This is a genomic window from Sphingomonas sp. CFBP 13720 (genome assembly GCF_014842075.1).
Taxonomy (GTDB): Bacteria; Pseudomonadota; Alphaproteobacteria; order Sphingomonadales; family Sphingomonadaceae; genus Sphingomonas.
On sequence record NZ_JACYVA010000001.1, the window covers coordinates 928277 to 949460 of the forward strand.

The following is a 21184-nucleotide window of genomic DNA, read 5'->3' on the forward strand; positions in this document are numbered from 1 at the left end:
CACGTAAACTGCGCGCGCATCTCGCCAGTTTGGTCGCGGATTACAGCGGGTAGAAGGCGCCGACGATCCAGCGGCCTTCGTCGCGCAACACGCCCCACGCTCGTGCTGCGGCGCGGCTGTCCATCGCCTCGATCCCCAGCCCGCGTGCGTCGAGCGCCCGGACCAGCGCCCGCGCCGGCTGACGCAGCGATGCGCCCGTGCCCAGCAGCAGGAACTCCGGCCCCGGCTCGATATCCAGAATGTCGGTCAGTGCCGCCACGTCGAGCGTTTCGAACGCGGGCGGCGACCAGCCATCGGCACGCTTCGGCGTCAGCAGCAGCGCGGGGTAGATGCCGTCGTCGACCCGGAACCCGCTGGCGCTCAGACCCGATACGATCGGCCCGTCACCCTTGCGCGTCCGGTCGAGTTTCATCGTCCCTTGCCGGTGCGTGCGGCGGGCGGCAGGTCCTTGACGGTCCCCTCACCCACCGGCGCACCGGGCTTCAGTCCCAGCGTGATGAGCAGCGACGACGAAACATAGATCGACGAATAGGTGCCGACGATTACGCCCAGAATCATCGCCGCCGTGAAACCACGCAGCACATGTCCGCCGAACACGATCAGCGCGGTCAGCGCCAACAGGATCGTCAACGACGTCATGACGGTGCGAGGCAGCGTCTCGTTGACCGACAGATCGATCAGCTCGCGCATCTCCATCTTACGGAATTTGCGCATGTTTTCGCGGATTCGATCATCGATCACCATCTTGTCGTTGATGGAATATCCGATGATGGTCAGCACCGCCGCCACGATCGTCAAATCAAACGCCATGCCGGTCAGCGCAAAAAATCCTAAAGTCATCAGCACGTCGTGAATGATCGCGACCGCTGTAGACACACCGAACTGCCATTCGTAGCGGAACCACGAAAACACGGCAATTCCGACGATCGCCAAGACAACAGCAAGGATGCCGTTCGTCACCAGTTCGTCCGACACCTTGCCTGACACGGTAGAATAGTTGGAGAAAGTAGCGCCGGGAAACTCAGTCGCGAGCGACGTCTTCACCCGTTCGACAAGACGGTCGGTCGCACCGTCGTCGCTACTTTCGGGGGCGGGCAGCCGGATCGACACTAGTCTCGGATCACCGAATTGCTGGATCGCCGGTTCGCCGACGCCCAGCCGCTCGATAGTGGCCCTCACCCGGTCAATCTCCGGGGGCGATGCGAATTTCTCTTCGATCGCGACTCCGCCCATGAAATCAACGCCGAAGTTCAGACCCCGTGCGGCGACCAACGCGACCGACAACAGGCTGAGCACGATCGTGATCGCGAACGCGACCTTGCGGACCGCGACGAACCGGATGTTGGTATTGTCCGGGACAAGTTTGATGAGACGCATGTCGATCGGCCTAGATATGAATGTCGGTCGGACGGTTGCGACGCATCCATCCGGCGACCAGCATGCGGGTGAAGGTAACGGCGGTGAAGACCGAGCTGGCGATGCCGATCAGCAGCACGACCGCGAAACCACGGATCGGCCCCGACCCGAGGATCAGCATGATCCCGCCCGCGATCGCATGCGTCACGTTCGCTTCGAAGATCGTCCGGCTCGCTTCCTTATAACCCAATTCGAGCGATTGCAGCACGCTGCGCCCGCGTCGCCGTTCCTCGCGGATGCGTTCGTTGATGAGCACGTTGGCGTCGACCGCCGTACCGATCGTCAGCACGAAGCCGGCGATCCCGGGCAAGGTCAGCGTCGCGTTCAGCATCGCCATCACCGCGAGGATGACGAGGACGTTGATGATGACTGCCAGCGTCGAATAGATCCCGAACCGGCCATAGGTCATAATCATGAACAGGATCACCGCGACCGCCGCGATGATCGCCGCCGTCACGCCTGCCTTGATCGAATCGGCACCGAGTTCGGGGCTGACGGTGCTTTCCTGGACCACCGCCAGATCAACCGGCAATTTGCCAGACCGCAACGCAATCGCGAGCTGGTTCGCGCTGTCCACGGTGAAGCCGCCGTTGATGACGCCAGAACCGCCAAGAATTGCCGTCTGAATATTGGGTGCGGAAATAACCTGGTTGTCGACGATGATCGCGAACGGCTTGCCGATATTTTCCTGGGTCACGCGCGCAAAGCGTCGTCCGCCCTCGGAATTAAAACTGAACGACACCGCTGGTGCCTGATTCTCGTCATAGCTCTGACGCGCGTCGGTCAACTGATCGCCGGAAATGATGGTCGCGCGCTTCACCGCGATCGGTCCCTGCCCCGGATAGGGAAGGATCTGGCTTCCCGCCGGGGCACGCCCCTGCGCTACCGCAGCCGGATCGGCGGTGGTGTCGACCAGTTTGAATTCGAGCTTCGCGGTACGGCCGAGCAGGTTCTTCAGCGCCTTCGGATCGGAAAGACCGGGCACCTGCACGACGATGCGGTTGCTGCCCTGACGGATGATCGTCGGTTCGCGCGTGCCGAGTTCGTCGATGCGGCGGCGGACGACCTCGGTCGCGTCGTTCATCGCGTTCTCGACGGCGAGGTTCAGCCCGGCGCTGGTCGGCGTCAGGACGAAGCGCGTGGTATCCCGCACCTCGACGTCCCATTCGCGTTGCCCGGTCATGCCGGCGCCACCGCCGGTAAGACCCAACAGCTTTTCACGTGCGGCATCGACCTGCGTCGCGTCGCGCACCATGAAGCTGATCTGTTGTCCGCGCGTCGAGATATCGCCGATCGCCACGCGTGGCGTCCGACGCATTTCGGTAGCGATCATCTCGCGCATCGCTTCGATCCGGGTCGCGGCGACGTCTTCGGTCTTCGCTTCTAGCAGGATATAACTGCCACCGGCCAGATCGAGACCCAGATTGATCGCGGGCGTCGGCAGCCATGCCGGCAGCTTCGCCCGGGTGGCTTCGGGCATCATGCTGGGAATGGCGAACAACGCCATCAGGGCGACGAAGCCCCAGATCGCGATCTGCTTCCAGCGCGGAAAGTCCAGCATCAGTCGTTCGCGGGCTTGGTGCCGGTGGGCGACGTCACTTCGGCGATCGTCGCCTTGACCACGCGCACGCGGGTGTTGGCGGCGATCTCGACCTCGACGAACGCGTCCTCGACCTTGGTCACGCGACCGATGATCCCGCCAGCGGTAACGACGCTGTCACCGCGCTTCACCGCAGCGATCGTGGCCTGCAACGTCTTCATCCGCTTCGATTGCGGACGGATCAGCAGGAAATAGAACGCCACGAAGATCAGCAGCAGCGGTGCGACGCCGATGATGGTTCCCGTGATACCGCCCGATCCGGCGGCGGTGGTGGCGGATTGGGCAAAGGCAGAGGATACGAGCATCGCGAGCCTGAAATTCCGGTATGAAAGCGGGCGCGCGGAACCGGCACCCTGTCAGGTGCGGGCAGCTATCACCTGCCCGCGCCCGGCGCAACCATATGCCCCGTCGACGACGCCGGATCGGTTCGTGCTTGCATGCCGCGCCAACCGGGCCTAAAGGCACGCGCTCTCTGATCGGGGCGTAGCGCAGCCTGGTAGCGCATCACACTGGGGGTGTGGGGGTCGCAGGTTCGAATCCTGTCGCCCCGACCAGAGAATTTTCCCCAACCAATGGCCGAATCGATCGCTGCGCCTGCCGCGGGTCGGATCGGGCCGGTACGGGGTCGCCGGTTCAGCGACCGGTCAGCGCCGCATCGCGCAGTCCGCGCCATACCCGGATCGCCTGCACCGTTTCCGCGACGTCATGCACCCGGACGATCTGCGCGCCGCGATCGACGCCGGCCAGCGCCAGCGCGACCGATCCGCCCAGCCGGCGGTCCGCCGCCGCTTCGTTCGACAGCGCGCCGATGATCCGTTTGCGGCTTGCCCCCAGCAGCACCGCGCACCCCAGTCCATGGAACAGCGCCAGTCCGTTGATCAGCGCCAGATTGTCGCCCAGCGACTTGCCGAACCCGATCCCCGGATCGACTAGTATCCGCGTGCGGTCGACGCCGCCCGCGACCACCGCTTCGATCCGCCGCTCCAGCCAGTCGAAGACGTCCAGCAGCGGGTCGGCATAGCCGTCGCCGCCATGCGGTCCCTGCGCAGGCGCGGGCGAATGCATCAGCACGACCGGGCACCCGGCGGCGGCTACGACCGACAGCGCGCGTGGGTCGAACGCCAGTGCTGCAACGTCGTTGACGATGTGTGCGCCCGCCGCCAGCGCGGCCTCCATCACCGCCGCCTTGCGCGTGTCGATCGATATCGCAGCACCTGCCGCCGCCAGCCGCGCCACCACCGGCACGACGCGCGCAATCTCGTCGCCTTCCCACACCGTCGCCGCACCGGGCCGGGTCGATTCGCCGCCCAGATCGATCAGCGCAGCCCCGGCGGCCGCCATGTCGATCCCCGCCGCCGCCGCGCCCGCCGGATCGTCCAGATACGCCGCGCCGTCGGAAAAACTGTCGGGGGTGACGTTCAAAATGCCCATCACCTGCGGCTGATCGAACCGCAGCACCCGTTCGCCCAGCGTCAGCGGCGCGCGCGGTGCAGTGATCCGCCGGTGCAGCGTCCATGCACGCTCCGCATCGGCAGGGGACAGCATCGCGACCCATGCGTCGAACCGTACCACGTCCACGACCTCGCGCGGGCCATCCCTGCGCCGCGCCTCATAGGCGGGGAACCACAGCATTCCGCCCGCCAGCCGCGCCACCGATCCATCCGGCAGACCGACCGGCGTATCGACGAAACGGACCGGCCGCAGGTACAGCGTCATGGCTGGGTGGCGAGCAGCCATTGCTGGCGAAGGCTATCGACTGGTCGCAACCCGTCCGGCGTCTCGACATGCCAAAACGTCCAGCCATTGCAGGTCGGCGCACCCTGTACGATCGACCCCAGCTTGTGGATCGATCCCGCCGCGCCACACGCGGACAACAGCGAACCATCGGCCATCACCGTCGCACGGAAGCGTCGCTTCGCGTCGGTCACGACGCTGCCCGGCGGGAGCAGCCCGTTTTCGACCAGCACGCCGAACGCCACGCGCGGCGGCTTGACCGGTGCGCGCATCGCCCGGATCGCGGATTCGTCCAGCGGCAACGCCGCCTCGATCCGCGCGGTCGCCGCCTCGACATAGGATGCGTCGCGCTCGATCCCGATGAACCGCCGCCCCAGCCGCCGGGCGACCGCGCCGGTGGTGCCGGTGCCGAAGAACGGGTCCAGCACGACGTCGCCGGGTTTGGTCGATGCCAGCAGCACGCGGTACAGCAATGCTTCGGGCTTCTGCGTCGGATGCACCTTCACCCCGTCGCGACGCAGCCGTTCGGGGCCGCCGCAGATCGGAAATTCCCAGTCCGACCGCATCTGGAGTTCGTCGTTCAACGTCTTCATCTGACGATAATTGAAGGTGTAGCGCGCCTTTTCACCGGTCGATGCCCAAATCATCGTTTCATGCGCGTTGGTGAATCGCGTGCCCTTGAAATTGGGCATCGGGTTCGATTTGCGCCACACGATGTCGTTGAGAATCCAGAAGCCCAGATCCTGCACCGCCGCACCGACGCGGAAGATGTTGTGATAGCTGCCGATCACCCACAGCGATCCTTCGGGCTTCAGGATGCGGCGCGCTTCGGTCAGCCATGCGCGGGTGAACCGGTCATAGGTCGCGAAGCTGTCGAATTTGTCCCAATCGTCGTCGACCGCGTCGACCTGGCTGCCATCGGGCCGCAACAGGTCGCCGCCGAGCTGAAGGTTGTAGGGCGGATCGGCGAAGATACAGTCGATCGACGCGGTCGGCAGCGACTGCATCGCCGCGACGCAATCGTCCATCAGAATGCGATCGAGCGGCAGGCTGACCGTCATGGGCGCCGCCGCCCGGATTTTCGTCGCGACCATCGTATTTCTTCCCCTTGCGCCCGCCATTTCGGCGAATCCACGAGTCCTGGTCAAGGGGCGGGGATTGACTCCCGGCGACATCTCGATTCCCGATCACGACGAATCGAGTCTGGGCGAACCAGATATGGAGTCCGGTACGGCGACGGACCTACTACCGATGGTAGCGACTCAACTCGTCGCAAAGCTGCCGTCCGCGCGATGGCGACATGGGATTACAGCGAAAGACACGCCTGTCGCACCGGGGCGAAGCTCCGGCGATGCATTGGCGTCGGCCCTAGCGTCCGCAGCGCCTCCAGGTGCACCTTCGCGCCATATCCCTTGTTCGATGCCCAGCCATAGCCGGGGTGCAGTGCGTCGGCCTCGATCATCATCGCGTCGCGTGTCTGTTTCGCCACGATCGACGCCGCCGCGATCGACAGCGATGCCGCGTCGCCGCCGACGATCGCGACGCTGGGATGGGTCCAGTCGGGACAGCGATTGCCGTCGACCAGCACCATGCCGCACGCCACGCCCAGCGCATCGACCGCGCGGTGCATCGCCAGCATCGTCGCCCACAGGATGTTGAGCCGGTCGATCTCCTCGACCGTCGCGATGCCGACGCCGACCGTCGCGCATTCGATCAGCCGCGCGTGGAGCACCGCGCGTCTGGCCGCGCTCAACTGTTTCGAATCGTTCAGCCCGTCGGGAATGCAATCGCGGTCGAGCACGACGGCGGCGGCGACCACCGGCCCCGCCAGCGGCCCGCGACCGGCCTCGTCCACCCCCGCCACCGGCCCGACATGGCGTGCCTCGTGCGCGTAATCAGGCATCGGCGATGCGCCATGGCGGAAACCGCCGCATCTCGCCCGCCTGATACAGACAGACCTCGTTCCCCGCCGGGTCAAGCAGCCGTGCCTCGCGCCAACCCCATGCCCGGTCGACCGGTTCCTGCGCGAACGCCACCCCCTGCCCCTTCAGATACGGGACGACGATATCGAGGTCGCCGACCTCGAAATACACCGCCGGACGCTGACGATCGCCGGTCATCTCGATCGAGAAGGTCGCGCCGCCCTCGCTCTCGAACCGGGCATAGCGGCGGCTGGACCGCACGATCTGTTTCAGTCCGAGCAGGCGATAAAAATGCTCGCTTGCGGCGATGTCGGTCGCGGGCACCGTCACCTGGTTCAGCATCGGCGACCAGCGCGACTGGTTCAGGTCCAGCCGCACACCTTGTTGCGCCATCGGTCCGGCGCCGCGACCCAGTTCGCCCGCCCCCGCCATCGCGATGCGGACGAAGGTGCGGGCGCGCGCGCAGGCTTCGCCCAGCGTCCATTCCTTGGCCAGTTCGCACGCGATCGCGGTCGACAGCGTACAACCGGTGCCGTGCGTCGCCATGCCGTCGATGCGCGGATCGGACCATTCGACCATCGGCGGCAGGCCCGCGTCACGCTGGTGCAGCCGGTCGATCACCACCTCACCCTCACCATGCCCGCCCTTTTCGAGCACCGCGCCACCATGTTTCAGCATCGCCTCGACGCCGCCCAGCGCTTCCGTTTCGGGCAGGTTGGGGGTGGTGACGGTCGCCACCGCCATCAGCCGGTCGAACGCGGCGACGGTCGCATCGTCCGCCAGCCGCGATCCGCTGGTCGAAATCATGACCGGATCGAACACGACCGGAACGCCGGGCAGGTCACGCAACCGGTCGGCCAGCGCCATCGCGGTGCGCGGCGATCCGATCATCCCGATCTTGATCGCATCGACGCCGATATCGCGCACGACCGCATCGATCTGCGCCAGCACCATGTCGACCGGCACGGGGTGGACCGCATCCACGCCCAGCGTGTTCTGTGCGGTGATCGCGGTGATCGCGGTCATCGCGTGACAGCCGAGCATCGTCGCGGTCTTGATATCCGCCTGGATACCGGCCCCGCCACCTGAATCGGAACCGGCGACGATAAGGATGCGGGGTATGGTCATGCGGGCGACCTAGCAGGGAGTAGATGGCGGTGCCAGTTCCGCCCTTACCGGCGGGTCGGACGGTCGACCAGTTCACCGCGACAGGTCGGGCAGACCTCGTCCAGTTCGTCCGCGCAGTCGGCGCAGAACGTATCCTCGCGCGAACAGATGAACGCGCCGTGCGCGGCGGCGGGCAGGTCGGCGGCGCAACGCTCGCACGCGGGCTTCATCGCCAGCATCAGCCCGCCGCCTGCCGCACGGCGTCGCAGATCCGGTCGACCACCGCCTCGACCTGTCCCCGGTCGTCGCCCTCGGCCATTACCCGGATCACCGGTTCGGTGCCCGACGGCCGGATGACCAGCCGTCCGCGTCCGGCCAGTTCGGCCTCCGCCGCCGCGATCACGTCCTGCACGCGCAGATCGTCCAGCGGCTTTCCACCGGCGAAGCGCACGTTTTTCAGCAACTGCGGCAACGGATCGAACCGGTGCAGCACTTCGCTGGCCGGCGCGCCCGCCCGCTTCACCTCGGCCAGCACCTGCAACGCCGCGACCAGACCGTCGCCGGTCGTCGCATAGTCGGACAGGATGATGTGCCCCGACTGTTCGCCGCCGACATTGTAGCCGGACGACCGCATCTTTTCGAGTACGTGCCGGTCGCCCACCGCCGTGCGGACCAGCCCCAGCCCCTGCGCCGACAGATGCCGTTCGAGGCCGAGGTTCGACATGACCGTCGCGACCAGCCCGCCGCCCTTCAGCCGCCCGGCGCGCGCCCAACTGGCGGCGATCACCGCCATCAACTGGTCGCCGTCGATGACCTTGCCCGTTTCGTCCACCACGATCAGCCGGTCGGCGTCGCCGTCCAGCGCGATGCCGATATGCGCGCCCGATGCCACCACGGTTTCGGAAAGGGTCTGCGGCGCGGTCGATCCGACGCGGTCGTTGATATTCTTGCCGTCGGGGCTGACGCCGATCGCGATCACCTCCGCGCCCAGTTCCCACAGCGCGGACGGCGCGACGTTATAGGCCGCGCCGTTTGCGCAATCGATCACCAGCTTCATCCCGTCGAGGCGCAATTCTTCGGGAAAGGTCGACTTGGCGAAGTGGATGTAGCGCCCGCGCGCATCCTCGATCCGCTTGGCCCGGCCGATATCGGCGGGGGACGACAGTTCGATCTCCTGCTCGATCAGCGCCTCGATCGCCAGTTCGGCGGCGTCGGACAGTTTGAACCCGTCGGGCCCGAACAGCTTGATGCCGTTGTCGTAATAGGGATTGTGGCTGGCGGAGATCATCACGCCCATGTCGGCGCGCATCGACTGCGTCAGCATCGCCACCGCCGGCGTCGGCATCGGTCCCACCAGCACGACGTCCATGCCGACCGAGGTGAAGCCCGCGACCAGCGCGTTCTCAAGCATGTAGCCCGACAGCCGCGTATCCTTGCCGATCACCACCCGGTGGCGATGGTCGCCGCGCCGGAAGTGCGCGCCCGCCGCCATGCCGATCCGCATCGCCATCGCCGCGGTCATCGGGCTGGTGTTGGTCAGCCCGCGAATGCCGTCCGTACCGAAATATTTTCTTGCCATCGTGACCGCTGCCTTCAGGGTAAGTCTTTGCGTGGCGACGCTGATACCGCCACTTTGTTAAAAGGGCGAGCATGTCGCAGGCGACACGGATTTTGATCGGGCTGGGCGCGGGGCTGGCGCTGGGAATCGCGTTGGCGGCGCAGGCACCGGACGCGGCGGTTTCGGGGATCGCCGTCGCCGAACCGGTCGGCACCGCATGGCTCAACGGGCTGCGGATGACGATCGTGCCGCTGGTCGTGGCGCTGCTGGTCACCGGCGTGGCGCAGACGGCGGAGGCGGCCCGCGCCGGGCGCATCGCCACACGGTCGCTGTTGCTGTTCATCGTCATCCTGTGGACGTCGTCGGCGATTGGCGCGCTGGTCACGCTGTCGCTGCTCGACCTGTTCCCGCTCGGCGACACCGCCGCACAGGCGCTGCGCGCCACGTTCGGCACCGCCGCGCCGGTCGACAAGGTGCCGCCGTTCACCGACTTCCTCGTCGCGATCGTCCCGACCAACCCGGTATCGGCGGCGGCCAACGACCAGTTCCTGCCGCTGATCCTGTTCACGCTGGTCTTTGCCTTCGCCCTCACCCGCCTGCCCGCCGATCCGCGATCCTTCCTCGTCCGCCTGTTCCAGGCGATCGCGGACACGATGCTGATCGTCATCGGATGGGTATTGTGGCTGGGGCCGATCGGCGTGTTCGCGCTGGGCTATGTCGTCGGCGCGCGCGCGGGCACGGCGGCGCTGGGCGCGCTGATCCATTACGTGCTGGTGCTGATGGCGGTCGGGCTGGTGATCTGGCTGCTCGCCTATCCACTGGCACGCTTCGGCGGGCGCGTGCCGATCGGGCGGTTCCTGAAGGCCACCGCCCCGGCACAGGCGGTCGCGATCTCGACCCAGTCGTCGCTGGCGTCGCTGCCCGCGATGCTGAAGGGGTCGGCCGATCTGGGCGTGCCGGTCGCCACGTCGGGCGTCGCGCTGCCGATGGCGGTGGCGCTGTTCCGCGCGACCGGCCCAGCGATGAACATCGGCGTGGCGCTGTATGTCGCGCATGTCTTCGGCATGCAGCTTGGCGCGGGGCAGATCGCGGCGGGGATCGCGGCGGGCGCGATCACCACCATGGGCGCGGCCAGCCTGCCCGGCCAGATCAGTTTCGTATCCTCGATCGCGCCGATCGCGGTGGCGATGGGCGTGCCGATCGAACCGCTGGCGCTGCTGGTCGCGGTCGAGACGCTGCCCGACATCGTCCGTACGCTGGGCAACGTCACGATGAACGTCGCGGTGACCGCGACCGTCGGCGAACGGGTCGGCGGGGATGCGATGGGCGAGGCGGACGCTATTCTGGCGGAGCAGTGATCTTCGCCGCCGGCGCAGACGGTGACGGTTCAAGCGATGACCCTTCATCGTGAGTGCTGTTGCGCTCGCCGGGAAGGTGCATCGAAGGACAGCTACCGGTGCTTCGATACGCGCCTTCGACTTCGCTCAGTCGCTACTCTGCACGAACGGGTGTACTCAAATTCATCAAGCCCCACGCGTCACCCCGGCGAAGGCCGGGGTCTCCCGCGGCTGACGTGCCGCCCTGTTACCGGGAGATCCCGGCCTTCGCCGGGATGACGTAGTGATCGTCGGGTCGGCCCCTACTTCATCAGCACCAGTTCCTCGGCCATCGTCGGGTGCAGCGCGACGGTCTGGTCGAACTGGTCCTTGGTCAGCCCGGCCTTCACCGCGATCGCCGCCGCCTGCAAGATCTCCGGCGCGTCCGGCCCGATCATGTGCAGCCCGACGATCCGCCCCGTCACGTCGTCGCAGATCATCTTGTACAGCGCGCGTTCGTTGCGCCCGGCCAGCACGTTCTTCATCGGGCGGAAGTCGGACAAATACACCTTGACCGACCCCAGCTTGCCCTTGGCCTCGCCCTCGGTCATGCCGACGCCCGCCATCGGCGGATGGCTGAACACCGCCGCCGGAATATTCTCGTAATCCAGCATCACGTCCTTCCCGCCATAGGTCCGGTCGGCGAACGCCTGTCCCTCGCGGATCGCGACCGGGGTAAGCTGCACGCGGTTGGTGACGTCGCCGACGGCATAGATCGACGGACAGGACGACTGCGCCTGATCGTTGACCTGTACCGCGCCCTTGGCGTCGAGCGTGACGCCTGCGCTGTCGAGGCCCAGTCCGGCGGTGTTGGGCACGCGGCCGGTGGCGAACAGCACCATGTCGACCGTCAGCGGTTCGTGGTTCGACATCTTGACGGTCAGGCAGCCGTCGTCGCCCTTCTCGATCCCCTCGAACTCTGCATGGAAGCGGAACTCGATCCCCTTGGTCATCGAAATCTGGAGCAGCCGGTCGCGGATCGATTCGTCATAGCCGCGCAGGATCACGTCGGTGCGATTGATGAGCGTGACGTGCGCGCCGAACTGGTGGAACACCCCGGCGAATTCGTTGGCGATATAGCCCGCGCCTGCGATCAGCACGCGCTTCGGGATCGCGTCGATGTGGAACACCTCGTTCGACGTGATGCCATGCTCCGCACCCGAGCAGGACGGCACCGCCGGCGTCGCCCCGACCGCGATCAGGATGCGTTCGGCGGTCACCTCGCGTCCCGATGCCAGCCGCACCGAATGCGGGCCGGTCACGACCGCGCGTTCGCCGATGATCTCGACGCCGTGGTTGGTCAGCGTGCTGGTATACGCCGCGTTGATCCGGTCGACCTCCGCCAGCACATTGTCGCGTAGCCGGACCCAGCTGAAATCGCATTGCGGCGGCACGTCCCATCCGAACGCCGCCGCATCGCGCAGATCCTCGGCGAAATGCGCGCCATAGACCAACAGCTTCTTGGGCACGCAGCCGCGGATGACGCAGGTGCCGCCGACGCGATATTCCTCCGCCACCGCGACTTTGGCGCCATAGGCGGCCGATACCCGCGCCGCGCGCGTGCCGCCCGATCCGGCACCGATGACGAAAAGGTCGTAGTCGTAATCGCTCATGCAAGCCCTGCCCGTGTCAGAAGATCGTTGGTCGACGCATCGAACGTCTGACCGCCCGCATCGGCTGCCTTCGCCATTTCCTTGCCCAGCTCGACGCCGAACTGGTCGAACGGGTTGATGCCGATCAGCACCGCGTTCACGAACGTCCGCTGTTCGTAGAACGCGATCAGCGCGCCCAGCGTCCGGGCGTCCAGATCGTTCAGCAACAGCGTCGACGACGGCCGGTCGCCGGCATAGGCACGCGCCGGATCGGCATTCGCCTTGCCCGCCATCAAGGCAGCGCCCTGTGCGAAGGCGTTCAGCAGCAGCTGACGATGATGACCGGGGTCGAGCGTATCGCCCGCTTCGATCACGGCGACGAATTCCAGCGGCACGATGCGCGTGCCCTGATGCAGCAGCTGGAACACCGCGTGCTGCGCGTCGGTGCCGACACCGCCCCAGGTGATCGGGGCCGAGTTGCGCGACAGCGGTTCGCCCGCCGCCGTCACCGACTTGCCGTTCGATTCCATCTCAAGCTGTTGCAGGTACGACGGCAGCAGCCGCAGCCGTTCGTCATAGGCGAAGGTCGCGCGTGTCTCGCACCCGACGACCTGCGAATAATACAGGTCGGCGAACGCGGCCAGCACCGGCGCATTGGCGGCCGGCTCCGCGTCGCGGAAATGGCGGTCCATGATCGCCGCGCCTTCGAGCAGTTCGGCATAGGCATCGAAGCCCAGCGCCAGCGCGAAGGGAAATCCGATCGACGACCATAGCGAATAGCGCCCACCGACCGAATCGCTGAACGGCAGCACGCGCGTTTCGTCCACGCCCCATTCCACCGCCTTGTCGGGCGCGGCGGTCAGCGCGATCACGCGGCCATAGGGATCTTCGACCCCGCCCTCCGCCATCCACGCCATCGCCGACGCGGCGTTCAGCATCGTTTCGGTCGTCGTGAAGGTCTTCGATGCGACGACCAGCAGCGTCGCCTGCGGATCGAAGCGCTTCACTGCTTCCTCCATCGCTACGCCGTCGACGTTCGACACGATCGCGACGTCGTACCGGTCCTCGTCACGGCCCAGCGCGTCGAAGATCAGGTCGGGGCCGAGCGCGGACCCGCCGATGCCGACGTGCAGGATGTGCCGCACCGGGCCGAACGCATCCGCCTCGATCGCGTCGATCACCGCGCGCATCCGCGCCTGGAACCCGCGCGCGCGGGCGACATCGTCCTCATTGCCGACGCCGCGCTCGGCGGTATGCGTCGCGGCGCGGCCCTCGGTCGTGTTGATTGCCGCGCCGTCGAACAGCGCCTCGCGCTTCGCGGCCAGTTCCATCGTCGTGCACAGCCCGGTGAACGCCGTGATCGCGGCATCGTCCAGATGCGTCTTGGCCCAGTCGAAATGAATGCCGCCCACGTCGAGCGTCAGCTTGCCCAGCCGGTCGGGATCGTTCGCGAACAATTCGGTGAGCGTCGTACGCTCCAGCCCCTCGATCGCGGACCAGTCCTGCATCGCCATATCGTGCCTCGTTTCGTCTGGAATCTCGGGTCTGCCCTAGGGCGGATGACGGGGGCAGGTCCAGTGGCGATGCGGGGTGGACGAACGCAGTGTCGGACCGACGGGTGCAGCAGCCCCGTCGTTCGTCACCCCGGACCTGTTCCGGGGTCCACGGTTCGGGCAGATACCGTCGTCGATGATCGACCGCCAGCCCTGCGTCTATATTCTGTCGACCGCCTATAACGGCACACTCTATGTCGGTGTGACCGCCGATCTGCTCCGCCGCGTGGCACAGCACCGCGCCGAAACATTGGGCGGATTCACCGCACGACAACAGATAAAGCGGCTCGTCTACTGGGAATTGTTCGAAACGATGGAAGCCGCCATCCTGCGCGAAAAGCAGCTGAAACGGTAGCGCAGGGACTGGAAGCGCAACCTGATCGAACGGACGAACCCCGCGTGGAACGACCTTGCGGTCGGCTTCGGCCTTCCGCCACTTCCGCCAATGCTACGTGGCGCGGTGGACCCCGGAACAGGTCCGGGGTGACGGCACGGCGGGCGGTCGGTCAGGATCGAAGGGCGGGCGTCCGGGCGCTACTTCCCCCATCCCGCTTGACGCCCCGGCCTGCGCCAAGCAATGCAAAACCATGGTTCCCGATCCCGTCCCCGCGACTGCCGCGCCCGCCGCAACGCCCGCCAAGCCGAAACGGTCGGAGGCGGCGGATCTGCTGGTCTTCCTGCTGAAGCTGGCGATCGCGGTGTTCGTGATCCGGTCGTTCCTGTTCTCGCCCTTCTCGATCCCGTCGGGGTCGATGCAGCCGCGGCTGCTGATCGGCGACTATCTGTTCATCACCAAATGGAATTACGGCTATTCCCGGCACTCGCTGCCGTGGAGCATGCCGCTGATCCCCGGCCGCATCCTGCCCCGCACCCCGGCGCGCGGCGATGTGGTGGTGTTCAAAGCGCCGCCGGCCGCGCGACAGGATTATATCAAGCGCGTAATCGGCATCCCCGGCGACAATATCCAGATGCGCGCCGGACAATTGTTCCTGAACGGCACCGCGATCGCGAAGCAGCGCGTGCCCGACCTGATCGTACCGGTGTCACCCAACAGCGGCTGTGCGTACGAATTTCAGGATACGGTCGCGGGAGCCGTCGTCTGCCGCTATCCGCAGTTCCGCGAGACGCTGCCGAACGGTAAATCGTACAACGTCCTCGACCTAGGCCCGACCGAGGCCGACGATACCGGGGTGTTCACCGTGCCGGCAGGCCATGCGTTCCTGATGGGCGACAATCGCGACGACAGCGCCGACAGCCGTTTCCCCGCGCGCGAAGGCGGCGGGATCGGCATCGTGCCCTTGGAGAATATCGAGGGCAAGGCGGTCGTCACCTTCTGGTCGACCGACGGATCGGCGCAATGGCTGCTGCCGTGGACATGGTTCAGCGCCGCGCGGTGGAGCCGGATTGGGGAAGGCTTCTGAACGACGCGATCGCCCGCTGGGTCGCGGACGCGCTGGGCCGCGCGCCGATCCGCCCCGACGATTATGCCCGCGCGCTGACGCATGGCAGCACGGCGCACGCGACCTACGAACGGCTCGAATTTCTCGGGGACCGGGTGCTCGGGCTGGCGATGGCCGAATGGCTGTACGAGCGCTTCCCGGCCGAAAGCGAAGGCGCGCTGTCGAAACGGTTCAACGCGCTGGTGACCGGCGCGGTATGCGCCGACGTCGCGCGCGCGATCGGCGTGGTACCGCATCTCAGGCTCGGCAAACAGGCGCGCGACGACGGCGCGGGCGACAGCGACAATGTGCTGGGCGACGTGATGGAGGCGCTGATCGGTGCCTTCTATCTCGATCACGGCCACGACGCCGCGCGCGACCTTGTCCGCCGGCTGTGGGGTACGCGGATCGACGCGCAGGTGCGGGTGCCGCGCCACCCCAAATCCGCGTTGCAGGAATGGGCCGCCGCCAACAACCGCCGCCCGCCCGAATACAGCATCGTCGACAAATCCGGTCCCGGCCACGCCCCCCGCTTCACGGTGCGCGCGACGATCGGCCGGCTCGCCAGCGCGGAAGCGACCGGCACGTCGAAGCAGGAAGCCGAAACGGCGGCGGCATTGGCGCTGCTGGCGCAACTCGGCGGCTAGCGCCTGCGAGATCGGTGCGGCGCGGATTTTCAATCCGCTGCTAGGCGGCGGAACCCACGCTGCGCCGCGCCGAAAACACCCTGCCGTGTGTGCGGTCGCAGGACGTTTGATGAAGCTGGTGCAGGCGGGTCGCAAACCGCTCCGGCGTATCTTGCCGTCCCGTCATGCGGGCTGTCGGTCCCATGGGCCGGGCAAGGTTGCACCGGGCGGGCTGATGGGCGCGCCACTGGAACCACCAAATGCCGTGGTCCAGAACCGTTCAGATAGCCGCAGAACGGATTCGGGACATCACTGAACGGTACGACCTGACGCGTCCGCCGGATCATCCCGCCCCGACCGCCCCTTCGATCGAGACGCAAAAGCCGATCGCGGTCGCAGCATCCGCAACTCGACCTGCCAGCTCCCCAGCGCCCACAGCGTCCCGAACAGCCACCCCGCCAGCACGTCGCTCGGCCAGTGGACGCCCATATACACCCGGCTCGCCCCGATCGCCGCGACCAGCAGCGTCGCCGCGCCGACGATCGTACCGCGAACCGCCCGCCCCCGCACCATCGGCAGCACCAGCGTCGCCAGTGTCAGATACACGATGGCCGAATTGGCGGCATGCCCGCTGGGAAAGCTGCGCGACGTTTCGTCCATCAGATGCGGCACCAGATCGGGGCGCGCGCGCGACACGACGTCCTTGATGACGGTGTTGGTCCATCCGCCCAGCGCGGTCGCCGCAGCGACCAGCGCCCCTGTGCGCCACCGGCCGCTTGCCGTCAGCAACAGCGCGGCGATCACGACGATCAGCGTCAGCACCGTCGTGCTGCCCAACGCCGTCACGTCGCGCACGGCGGACGCCAGCCGCGCCGACCCGACGGGCACCGCGACATCGTCGGCCTGACGCAGCATCAACAGGATACGTGCATCGAACGCGAACGCATCGCCGCCCACCACTCGCGACGCAAGAAACAGCAGCACCATGACCGCCGCCAACGCCATGGCGATCCATGCGACGCTCCACGGAAAACGCCGCGCAGCACGGGATTCGATCAGGGGAGCAGCATCGTCCATCGTCATCGTTTCCCACCCGCCAAATGCGCTGCGGCCGGTTTCCGTCGTCAGAACCGATCGATGCGCGGACAACGTCAACAAACGCCCTAACGGACCAGCACGCAAAATTCGAACGCTACCGTCGCGACGCGCGGGCGCCGGACGGCAGCCTGATCCCTGATCGCCTACAACGCGTAAGGGATATCGATGATGCACCCAATGACAGCGTCGGCTGGCATCGGCGCGCGCCGGACGGTCGCTGGTCCCGTCGCGGACATACCGCCATAGCTGGCACAGGCGGGCGTCGACCGTCTGGCATCCGGTCCGCACACCGCGCTACGCGCCTCGCCTGCTGGACGGTCGTCAGGACGGTCGCAATGAGATTGCCCGGTCGTACAACGAAACCAGGCATGCGGCATGGACGGACCACGGCAATCGCAACGTTGCCCGGACAGGACCCGAACCCGAAGAAACCTGCAAAATGTAGCGAAATCATTGTGAACTGGTGCACCCGACTGGATTCGAACCAGTGGCCTCTGCCTTCGGAGGGCAGCGCTCTATCCAGCTGAGCTACGGGTGCCTGTTGCCGTTCAGGCCGTGCGCCTAGCAAAGGTTTTTGCGCGACGCCAGCCGATTCACGCGTCCGTTGCGATCTTCGCGGGCGGAGCCGGGGTTTTCGGGCGGAATGCGCACAGATCGGCGACGGGACAGCGCCAGCATTCGGGTCGCCGCGCCTTGCAGACATAGCGGCCGTGCAGGATCAACCAGTGATGCGCGTGCAGCCGGAACGGTGCGGGCACCACGCGTTCCAGCACCGCCTCCACCGCATTCGGGGTCTTGCCGCGCGCAAGGCCGGTGCGGTTGCCGACGCGGAAGATATGCGTGTCGACCGCAAAGGTCTCCGCGCCGAACGCGACGTTCATCACGACGTTGGCGGTCTTGCGCCCGACCCCCGGCAACGCTTCGAGCGCGGCACGGTCCGGCGGCACCGCGCCGCCGTGATTCGCGACCAGCGCCTCGCTGAGCGCGATCACGTTCTTCGCCTTGGTGTTGAACAGCCCGATCGTGCGGATATGCTGTTTGAGCGCGTCCAGCCCCAGCGCGACCATCTTTTCGGGCGTATCGACCTGCGCGAACAGCGAGCGCGTCGCCTTGTTCACGCCGGCATCGGTCGCCTGTGCCGACAGCACCACCGCGACCAGCAGCGTATAATCGTTGACCGATTCGAGTTCGGTTTCGGGATGCGGATTATCCTCCGCCAGCCGTCGAAAGAAATCGAAGACGTCGGCCCGCTTCAAGCGTCGAGCACCGCATCCATCGTATACCGGCCCGGTGCCGCCATCGCCAGCCACAGCGCCGCGCGTACCGCACCGCGCGCGAACAGCGCGCGATCGTCGGCGCGGTGGCCCAGTTCGATCCGCTCGCCCTCGCCCGCGAACACGACCTGATGATCGCCGATCACGCTGCCGCCGCGCAGCGAGGCGAAGCCGATCGTGCCCCCCGCCCGCGCGCCGACCAGCCCGGCGCGGCCGATCACGCCGCTTTCCTCGAGCGTGGTGCCAAGCCCACGCGCCGCCGCATCGCCCAGCATCAACGCGGTGCCCGACGGGGCATCGACCTTCAGCCGGTGATGCGTCTCGACGATCTCGATATCCCAGTCCGCGCCCAGCCGCGCCGCCGCGTCGCGCACCAGCCGGCCGAGCAGCGCGATGCCGAGCGAGGTATTGCCCGTCTGCAACACCGCAATCTCCGCCGCCGCCGCGTCGATGATCCCCTGATGCGTTTCGTCCAGACCGGTGGTGCCGATCACGATCGGCGTACGCGCCGCCCGCGCGGCGGCGACGTTGCCTTCCAGCGCCAGCGGCGACGAAAAGTCGACCAGAACGTCGGCGCGTTCGGCCAGCGCCAGCGCGTCCCCGCCCTGATCGGTGCCGCCCGCGCAGGCACCGCCGATCCGGTCGATTTCCTGTTCGATCGCGCGGCCCATGCGCCCCTGCCGTCCGAAGATGCCGATGCTGGTCACTGCTTCTCGCCCGCTATGCCCGGACCGTCCGTCGACCCGGGCGTCGCGGTTCCATGGCCGCAAGCCGGGCAAGGTGCAAGCGATTGCGGCGGGGTCGGCGCGGCGGTACGCACTCCGTCGTCCGGCACGCCCCGGTCGCTCCGGCCGACGCCCGAACGCCACGCGCCGCACGGACGGTCCCGGACGCAGCGGCGGTCACGATCGGCGACCGGCGGAAATGGGAAAAGCACCGGGCCGGGGCGGTTCGCCACCCCCGCCTGTGCTATCGCGCGACCGATCCGATCGGCGCTTCGGCATATTTCGGGTCGGAAGGGTTGAAGTCGGGCTGCGGCACGAAGGTACGTGACGTCAGTGCGACATTGCCCAGACCCGCCAGCTTGAACGTGCCGATCTTGAAAACCTTCGGCGCGCTGCCCGCGCGTTCGACCGTCACCGCATCGACGTGCAGGTCGCCGTGCCGGGTCCACAACATGTGCGGTGCCAGCACCATGTCCATGTTGTTGTAGCGTACCGACAGGCAGATCCGCTGCATCAACGCGAAACGGATGATGTCGCTGATCGTCGCCCGCGCTTCTTCAGCGGCGGCGGCAGCACCATCTTGGGCGGGGGCGGTCATATTGTGCATCGCAACATAATATAGCGAATGGCAGTTTTTCCGGCAAGGGGTAGGCGTTCATCCAAAAGCCCATATCGCCATCACCCGCCCCGGTGCGAAGGCGAACAGCCCGGGAATGACCATTGCGCCCAAGAACATGCTGGCCAATCGGCGACGATGCTGCGCGATCCGCCCTGCCCGTGCCGATTCGATCGCCTTCCACGCCATGATCAGCGTCGCGGGCACGAAGATATGGATCCACGAAAAGCCGCCATGGTTGATCTGCCGGATGAACAGCGCGGTGATCGCGGTCGACCCCATCAGCGCCATCCAGATCCGCCCCAATATCCGGTGCCGGCCCCCGCCCTTGCGGGTCAGCAGGACATAGATGCCCAACGGGATCGCGGGCAGGACGCTCACCAGATGCAGCGTCACGGCGATTTCGCCCACGCCCGGCGCGGTAGGGGCCACCCCGATCGCCGCCCGCGACAAGGCGAGCAGGCTCAACAGGCCCAGTACGACGGCGCTGCCGATCATCGCGATGCGCAGCGGCGGGGTGAGATCGTTGGCAGTGGCGGTGGCATTGGCTGGCGCAGTCATCATCGGCTCCCCGGTGGTCGGTCGCCTTGTGCTTGCCGCACCGCCACGACCCGGCAAGCATCGCTGCGCGGATCGTGCCGCAGCGTGCGCGATTTGGCGCGAACGCCCCTTCACGAAGCGTCAACGGGCACGCTATTCGGGTTGCGCGCCCCGCGATGGAGACGATGCCACCGATGCCGAATGCCCGCTGCCTGTTGATCGACGTGGCGATCCTGTGCGGGATCGGCATGCTGTTGGCGGTGCTCGGCCCGTTCGGCAGCTTCGCCGCACCGTTCGCGCGACGAATGGTGTTCTGGGTCGGCGTCGTGGTCGCGGGCTATGCCTGCTACATGCCCGCGACGGTCGCCGCGTCGCGACTGGCCGATCGGCTCAACCTGCCGCGTATCGCGCTATGGGCCGGTGCCTGCCTGGTCGCGACCGTGCCGCTGACCGTGATCGTCTGGGCGGCGGAGGCCGTGTTCCGGCCGATCGCATTGCCCGACATGGCGGATGCGCTGGCTGCCTATGGCAATATCCTCGTCCTCGGGTCGGCGGTCACCACCGTCTTCTGGTTCCGACGTGGTGGCCCCGTCCGCGGTTCGCCCGACGACGATATTCCCGCAGACACTCCGTCCACCGACACCGCACCCGTCGCCCCCGCGCCGTTCCTCGACCGGCTGCCGCTGCATCTGGGCCGCGATCTGGTCGCGCTGGCGATGGAGGATCACTATGTACGCGCGCATACCGCCGCCGGATCGACGCTGATCCTGATGCGGATGCGCGACGCCGTGGCGGAGCTGGAGGGGATCGACGGACGGCTGGTGCATCGCAGCTGGTGGGTCGCGCGGGATCATGTGACGGGGGTGCTGCGCGACGGTCGCAACCTGCGCCTTTCCCTGTCCAACGGCATCACGGCACCGGTCGCGCGGGGACAGGCGGAACCGCTGCACGACGCCGGATGGCTGCAACGCAACGCGACGGTTCCTAAACGCGCCGCGATCGGGTAAC

General features: G+C 66.9%; 21 protein-coding genes, 2 tRNA genes and 1 pseudogene. 6 read left to right on the top strand and 18 right to left on the bottom strand.

What is annotated here, in order from left to right:
• Positions 1–40 precede the first annotated feature (40 nt).
• The 4 genes from IFT55_RS04475 to yajC are packed head-to-tail and all read right to left on the bottom strand — an operon-like array spanning position 41 to position 3321.
• Positions 41–412 carry an MTH938/NDUFAF3 family protein gene (locus IFT55_RS04475; RefSeq protein WP_192089407.1) on the bottom strand — a complete coding sequence of 124 codons (372 nt, stop codon included), beginning with the start codon at positions 410–412 and terminating at the stop codon, positions 41–43.
• A complete protein-coding gene (gene secF / locus IFT55_RS04480) occupies positions 409–1377 on the bottom strand; it encodes a protein translocase subunit SecF (protein ID WP_192089409.1) in 969 nt (322 codons plus the stop codon). Before secF ends, IFT55_RS04475 begins: the two co-directional genes overlap by 4 nt.
• A gap of 10 nt (positions 1378–1387) precedes the next feature.
• Complete coding sequence (gene secD, locus IFT55_RS04485) at positions 1388–2977, bottom strand: protein translocase subunit SecD (RefSeq protein WP_192089410.1); 1590 nt, start codon at positions 2975–2977, stop codon at positions 1388–1390.
• Positions 2977–3321 carry a preprotein translocase subunit YajC gene (gene yajC / locus IFT55_RS04490; RefSeq protein WP_192089411.1) on the bottom strand — a complete coding sequence of 115 codons (345 nt, stop codon included), beginning with the start codon at positions 3319–3321 and terminating at the stop codon, positions 2977–2979. The genes secD and yajC overlap by 1 nt, the downstream gene beginning before the upstream one ends.
• Before the next feature lie 172 nt (positions 3322–3493).
• Between yajC and IFT55_RS04495 the strand changes: the two genes are divergently transcribed.
• Positions 3494–3570: transfer RNA gene (locus tag IFT55_RS04495), tRNA-Pro, on the top strand.
• A 79-nt stretch (positions 3571–3649) separates the two neighbouring features.
• Here IFT55_RS04495 and folP read toward each other — a convergent pair.
• From folP to glmM, 6 genes are all read right to left on the bottom strand, one after another.
• Positions 3650–4732: a dihydropteroate synthase gene (folP, locus tag IFT55_RS04500; protein ID WP_192089413.1), complete on the bottom strand. Its 1083-nt coding sequence runs from the start codon at positions 4730–4732 to the stop codon at positions 3650–3652.
• Positions 4729–5844: a site-specific DNA-methyltransferase gene (locus tag IFT55_RS04505; RefSeq protein WP_249403553.1), complete on the bottom strand. Its 1116-nt coding sequence runs from the start codon at positions 5842–5844 to the stop codon at positions 4729–4731. The genes folP and IFT55_RS04505 overlap by 4 nt, the downstream gene beginning before the upstream one ends.
• A gap of 212 nt (positions 5845–6056) precedes the next feature.
• Positions 6057–6653 (bottom strand): ribonuclease HII, encoded by a 597-nt coding sequence (locus IFT55_RS04510; protein ID WP_192089414.1) that lies wholly within the window; start codon positions 6651–6653, stop codon positions 6057–6059.
• Complete coding sequence (gene thiD, locus IFT55_RS04515; RefSeq protein WP_192089416.1) at positions 6646–7800, bottom strand: bifunctional hydroxymethylpyrimidine kinase/phosphomethylpyrimidine kinase; 1155 nt, start codon at positions 7798–7800, stop codon at positions 6646–6648. Before thiD ends, IFT55_RS04510 begins: the two co-directional genes overlap by 8 nt.
• Positions 7801–7844: 44 nt before the next feature.
• Positions 7845–8018: a DUF1272 domain-containing protein gene (locus IFT55_RS04520; RefSeq protein WP_192089417.1), complete on the bottom strand. Its 174-nt coding sequence runs from the start codon at positions 8016–8018 to the stop codon at positions 7845–7847.
• Positions 8018–9358 carry a phosphoglucosamine mutase gene (glmM, locus tag IFT55_RS04525; protein ID WP_192089418.1) on the bottom strand — a complete coding sequence of 447 codons (1341 nt, stop codon included), beginning with the start codon at positions 9356–9358 and terminating at the stop codon, positions 8018–8020. Before glmM ends, IFT55_RS04520 begins: the two co-directional genes overlap by 1 nt.
• Before the next feature lie 71 nt (positions 9359–9429).
• Here glmM and IFT55_RS04530 point away from each other — a divergent pair, with 71 nt between their 5' ends.
• The gene (locus tag IFT55_RS04530) at positions 9430–10695 is read left to right on the top strand and encodes a dicarboxylate/amino acid:cation symporter (RefSeq protein ID WP_192089420.1); all 1266 of its coding nucleotides are present in this window, start codon (positions 9430–9432) and stop codon (positions 10693–10695) included.
• A 281-nt stretch (positions 10696–10976) separates the two neighbouring features.
• Here the strand turns inward: IFT55_RS04530 and gorA are convergent, their stop codons facing one another.
• Together gorA and pgi are read right to left on the bottom strand one after the other, a co-directional pair.
• On the bottom strand, positions 10977–12326 hold the full coding sequence (gene gorA / locus IFT55_RS04535; RefSeq protein WP_192089421.1) for a glutathione-disulfide reductase: 1350 nt from the start codon (positions 12324–12326) through the stop codon (positions 10977–10979).
• Positions 12323–13813 carry a glucose-6-phosphate isomerase gene (gene pgi, locus IFT55_RS04540; protein WP_192089736.1) on the bottom strand — a complete coding sequence of 497 codons (1491 nt, stop codon included), beginning with the start codon at positions 13811–13813 and terminating at the stop codon, positions 12323–12325. Before pgi ends, gorA begins: the two co-directional genes overlap by 4 nt.
• Positions 13814–13994: 181 nt before the next feature.
• On the opposite strand from pgi, the pseudogene IFT55_RS04545 reads away from it, so the two are divergent.
• The 3 genes and pseudogenes from IFT55_RS04545 to rnc all read left to right on the top strand — a co-directional run bounded on the left by IFT55_RS04545 (position 13995) and on the right by rnc (position 15944).
• A pseudogene (locus IFT55_RS04545) lies at positions 13995–14345 on the top strand (GIY-YIG nuclease family protein).
• 100 nt (positions 14346–14445) lie between these two features.
• Positions 14446–15279, top strand: a complete 834-nt coding sequence (gene lepB / locus IFT55_RS04550; RefSeq protein ID WP_192089423.1) for a signal peptidase I — start codon at positions 14446–14448, stop codon at positions 15277–15279.
• Positions 15216–15944: a ribonuclease III gene (rnc, locus tag IFT55_RS04555; protein ID WP_249403554.1), complete on the top strand. Its 729-nt coding sequence runs from the start codon at positions 15216–15218 to the stop codon at positions 15942–15944. The genes lepB and rnc overlap by 64 nt, the downstream gene beginning before the upstream one ends.
• Positions 15945–16232: 288 nt before the next feature.
• On the opposite strand, the gene IFT55_RS04560 is transcribed toward rnc, so the two are convergent.
• The 6 genes from IFT55_RS04560 to IFT55_RS04585 all read right to left on the bottom strand — a co-directional run bounded on the left by IFT55_RS04560 (position 16233) and on the right by IFT55_RS04585 (position 20200).
• A complete protein-coding gene (locus tag IFT55_RS04560) occupies positions 16233–17006 on the bottom strand; it encodes a phosphatase PAP2 family protein (RefSeq protein ID WP_192089424.1) in 774 nt (257 codons plus the stop codon).
• Positions 17007–17482: 476 nt separating this feature from the next.
• Positions 17483–17559 (bottom strand) — tRNA-Arg (locus IFT55_RS04565).
• A gap of 55 nt (positions 17560–17614) precedes the next feature.
• A complete protein-coding gene (nth, locus tag IFT55_RS04570) occupies positions 17615–18277 on the bottom strand; it encodes an endonuclease III (RefSeq protein ID WP_192089425.1) in 663 nt (220 codons plus the stop codon).
• Positions 18274–19002, bottom strand: coding sequence for a 4-hydroxy-tetrahydrodipicolinate reductase (gene dapB / locus IFT55_RS04575; RefSeq protein ID WP_192089426.1), 729 nt, complete (start codon positions 19000–19002; stop codon positions 18274–18276). The genes nth and dapB overlap by 4 nt, the downstream gene beginning before the upstream one ends.
• 262 nt (positions 19003–19264) lie before the next feature.
• On the bottom strand, positions 19265–19618 hold the full coding sequence (locus IFT55_RS04580) for a hypothetical protein (protein ID WP_249403555.1): 354 nt from the start codon (positions 19616–19618) through the stop codon (positions 19265–19267).
• A 57-nt stretch (positions 19619–19675) separates the two neighbouring features.
• Complete coding sequence (locus IFT55_RS04585; protein ID WP_192089427.1) at positions 19676–20200, bottom strand: DUF2306 domain-containing protein; 525 nt, start codon at positions 20198–20200, stop codon at positions 19676–19678.
• A gap of 170 nt (positions 20201–20370) precedes the next feature.
• Between IFT55_RS04585 and IFT55_RS04590 the strand changes: the two genes are divergently transcribed.
• A complete protein-coding gene (locus IFT55_RS04590; protein ID WP_249403556.1) occupies positions 20371–21183 on the top strand; it encodes a LytTR family DNA-binding domain-containing protein in 813 nt (270 codons plus the stop codon).
• Position 21184 lies beyond the last annotated feature (1 nt).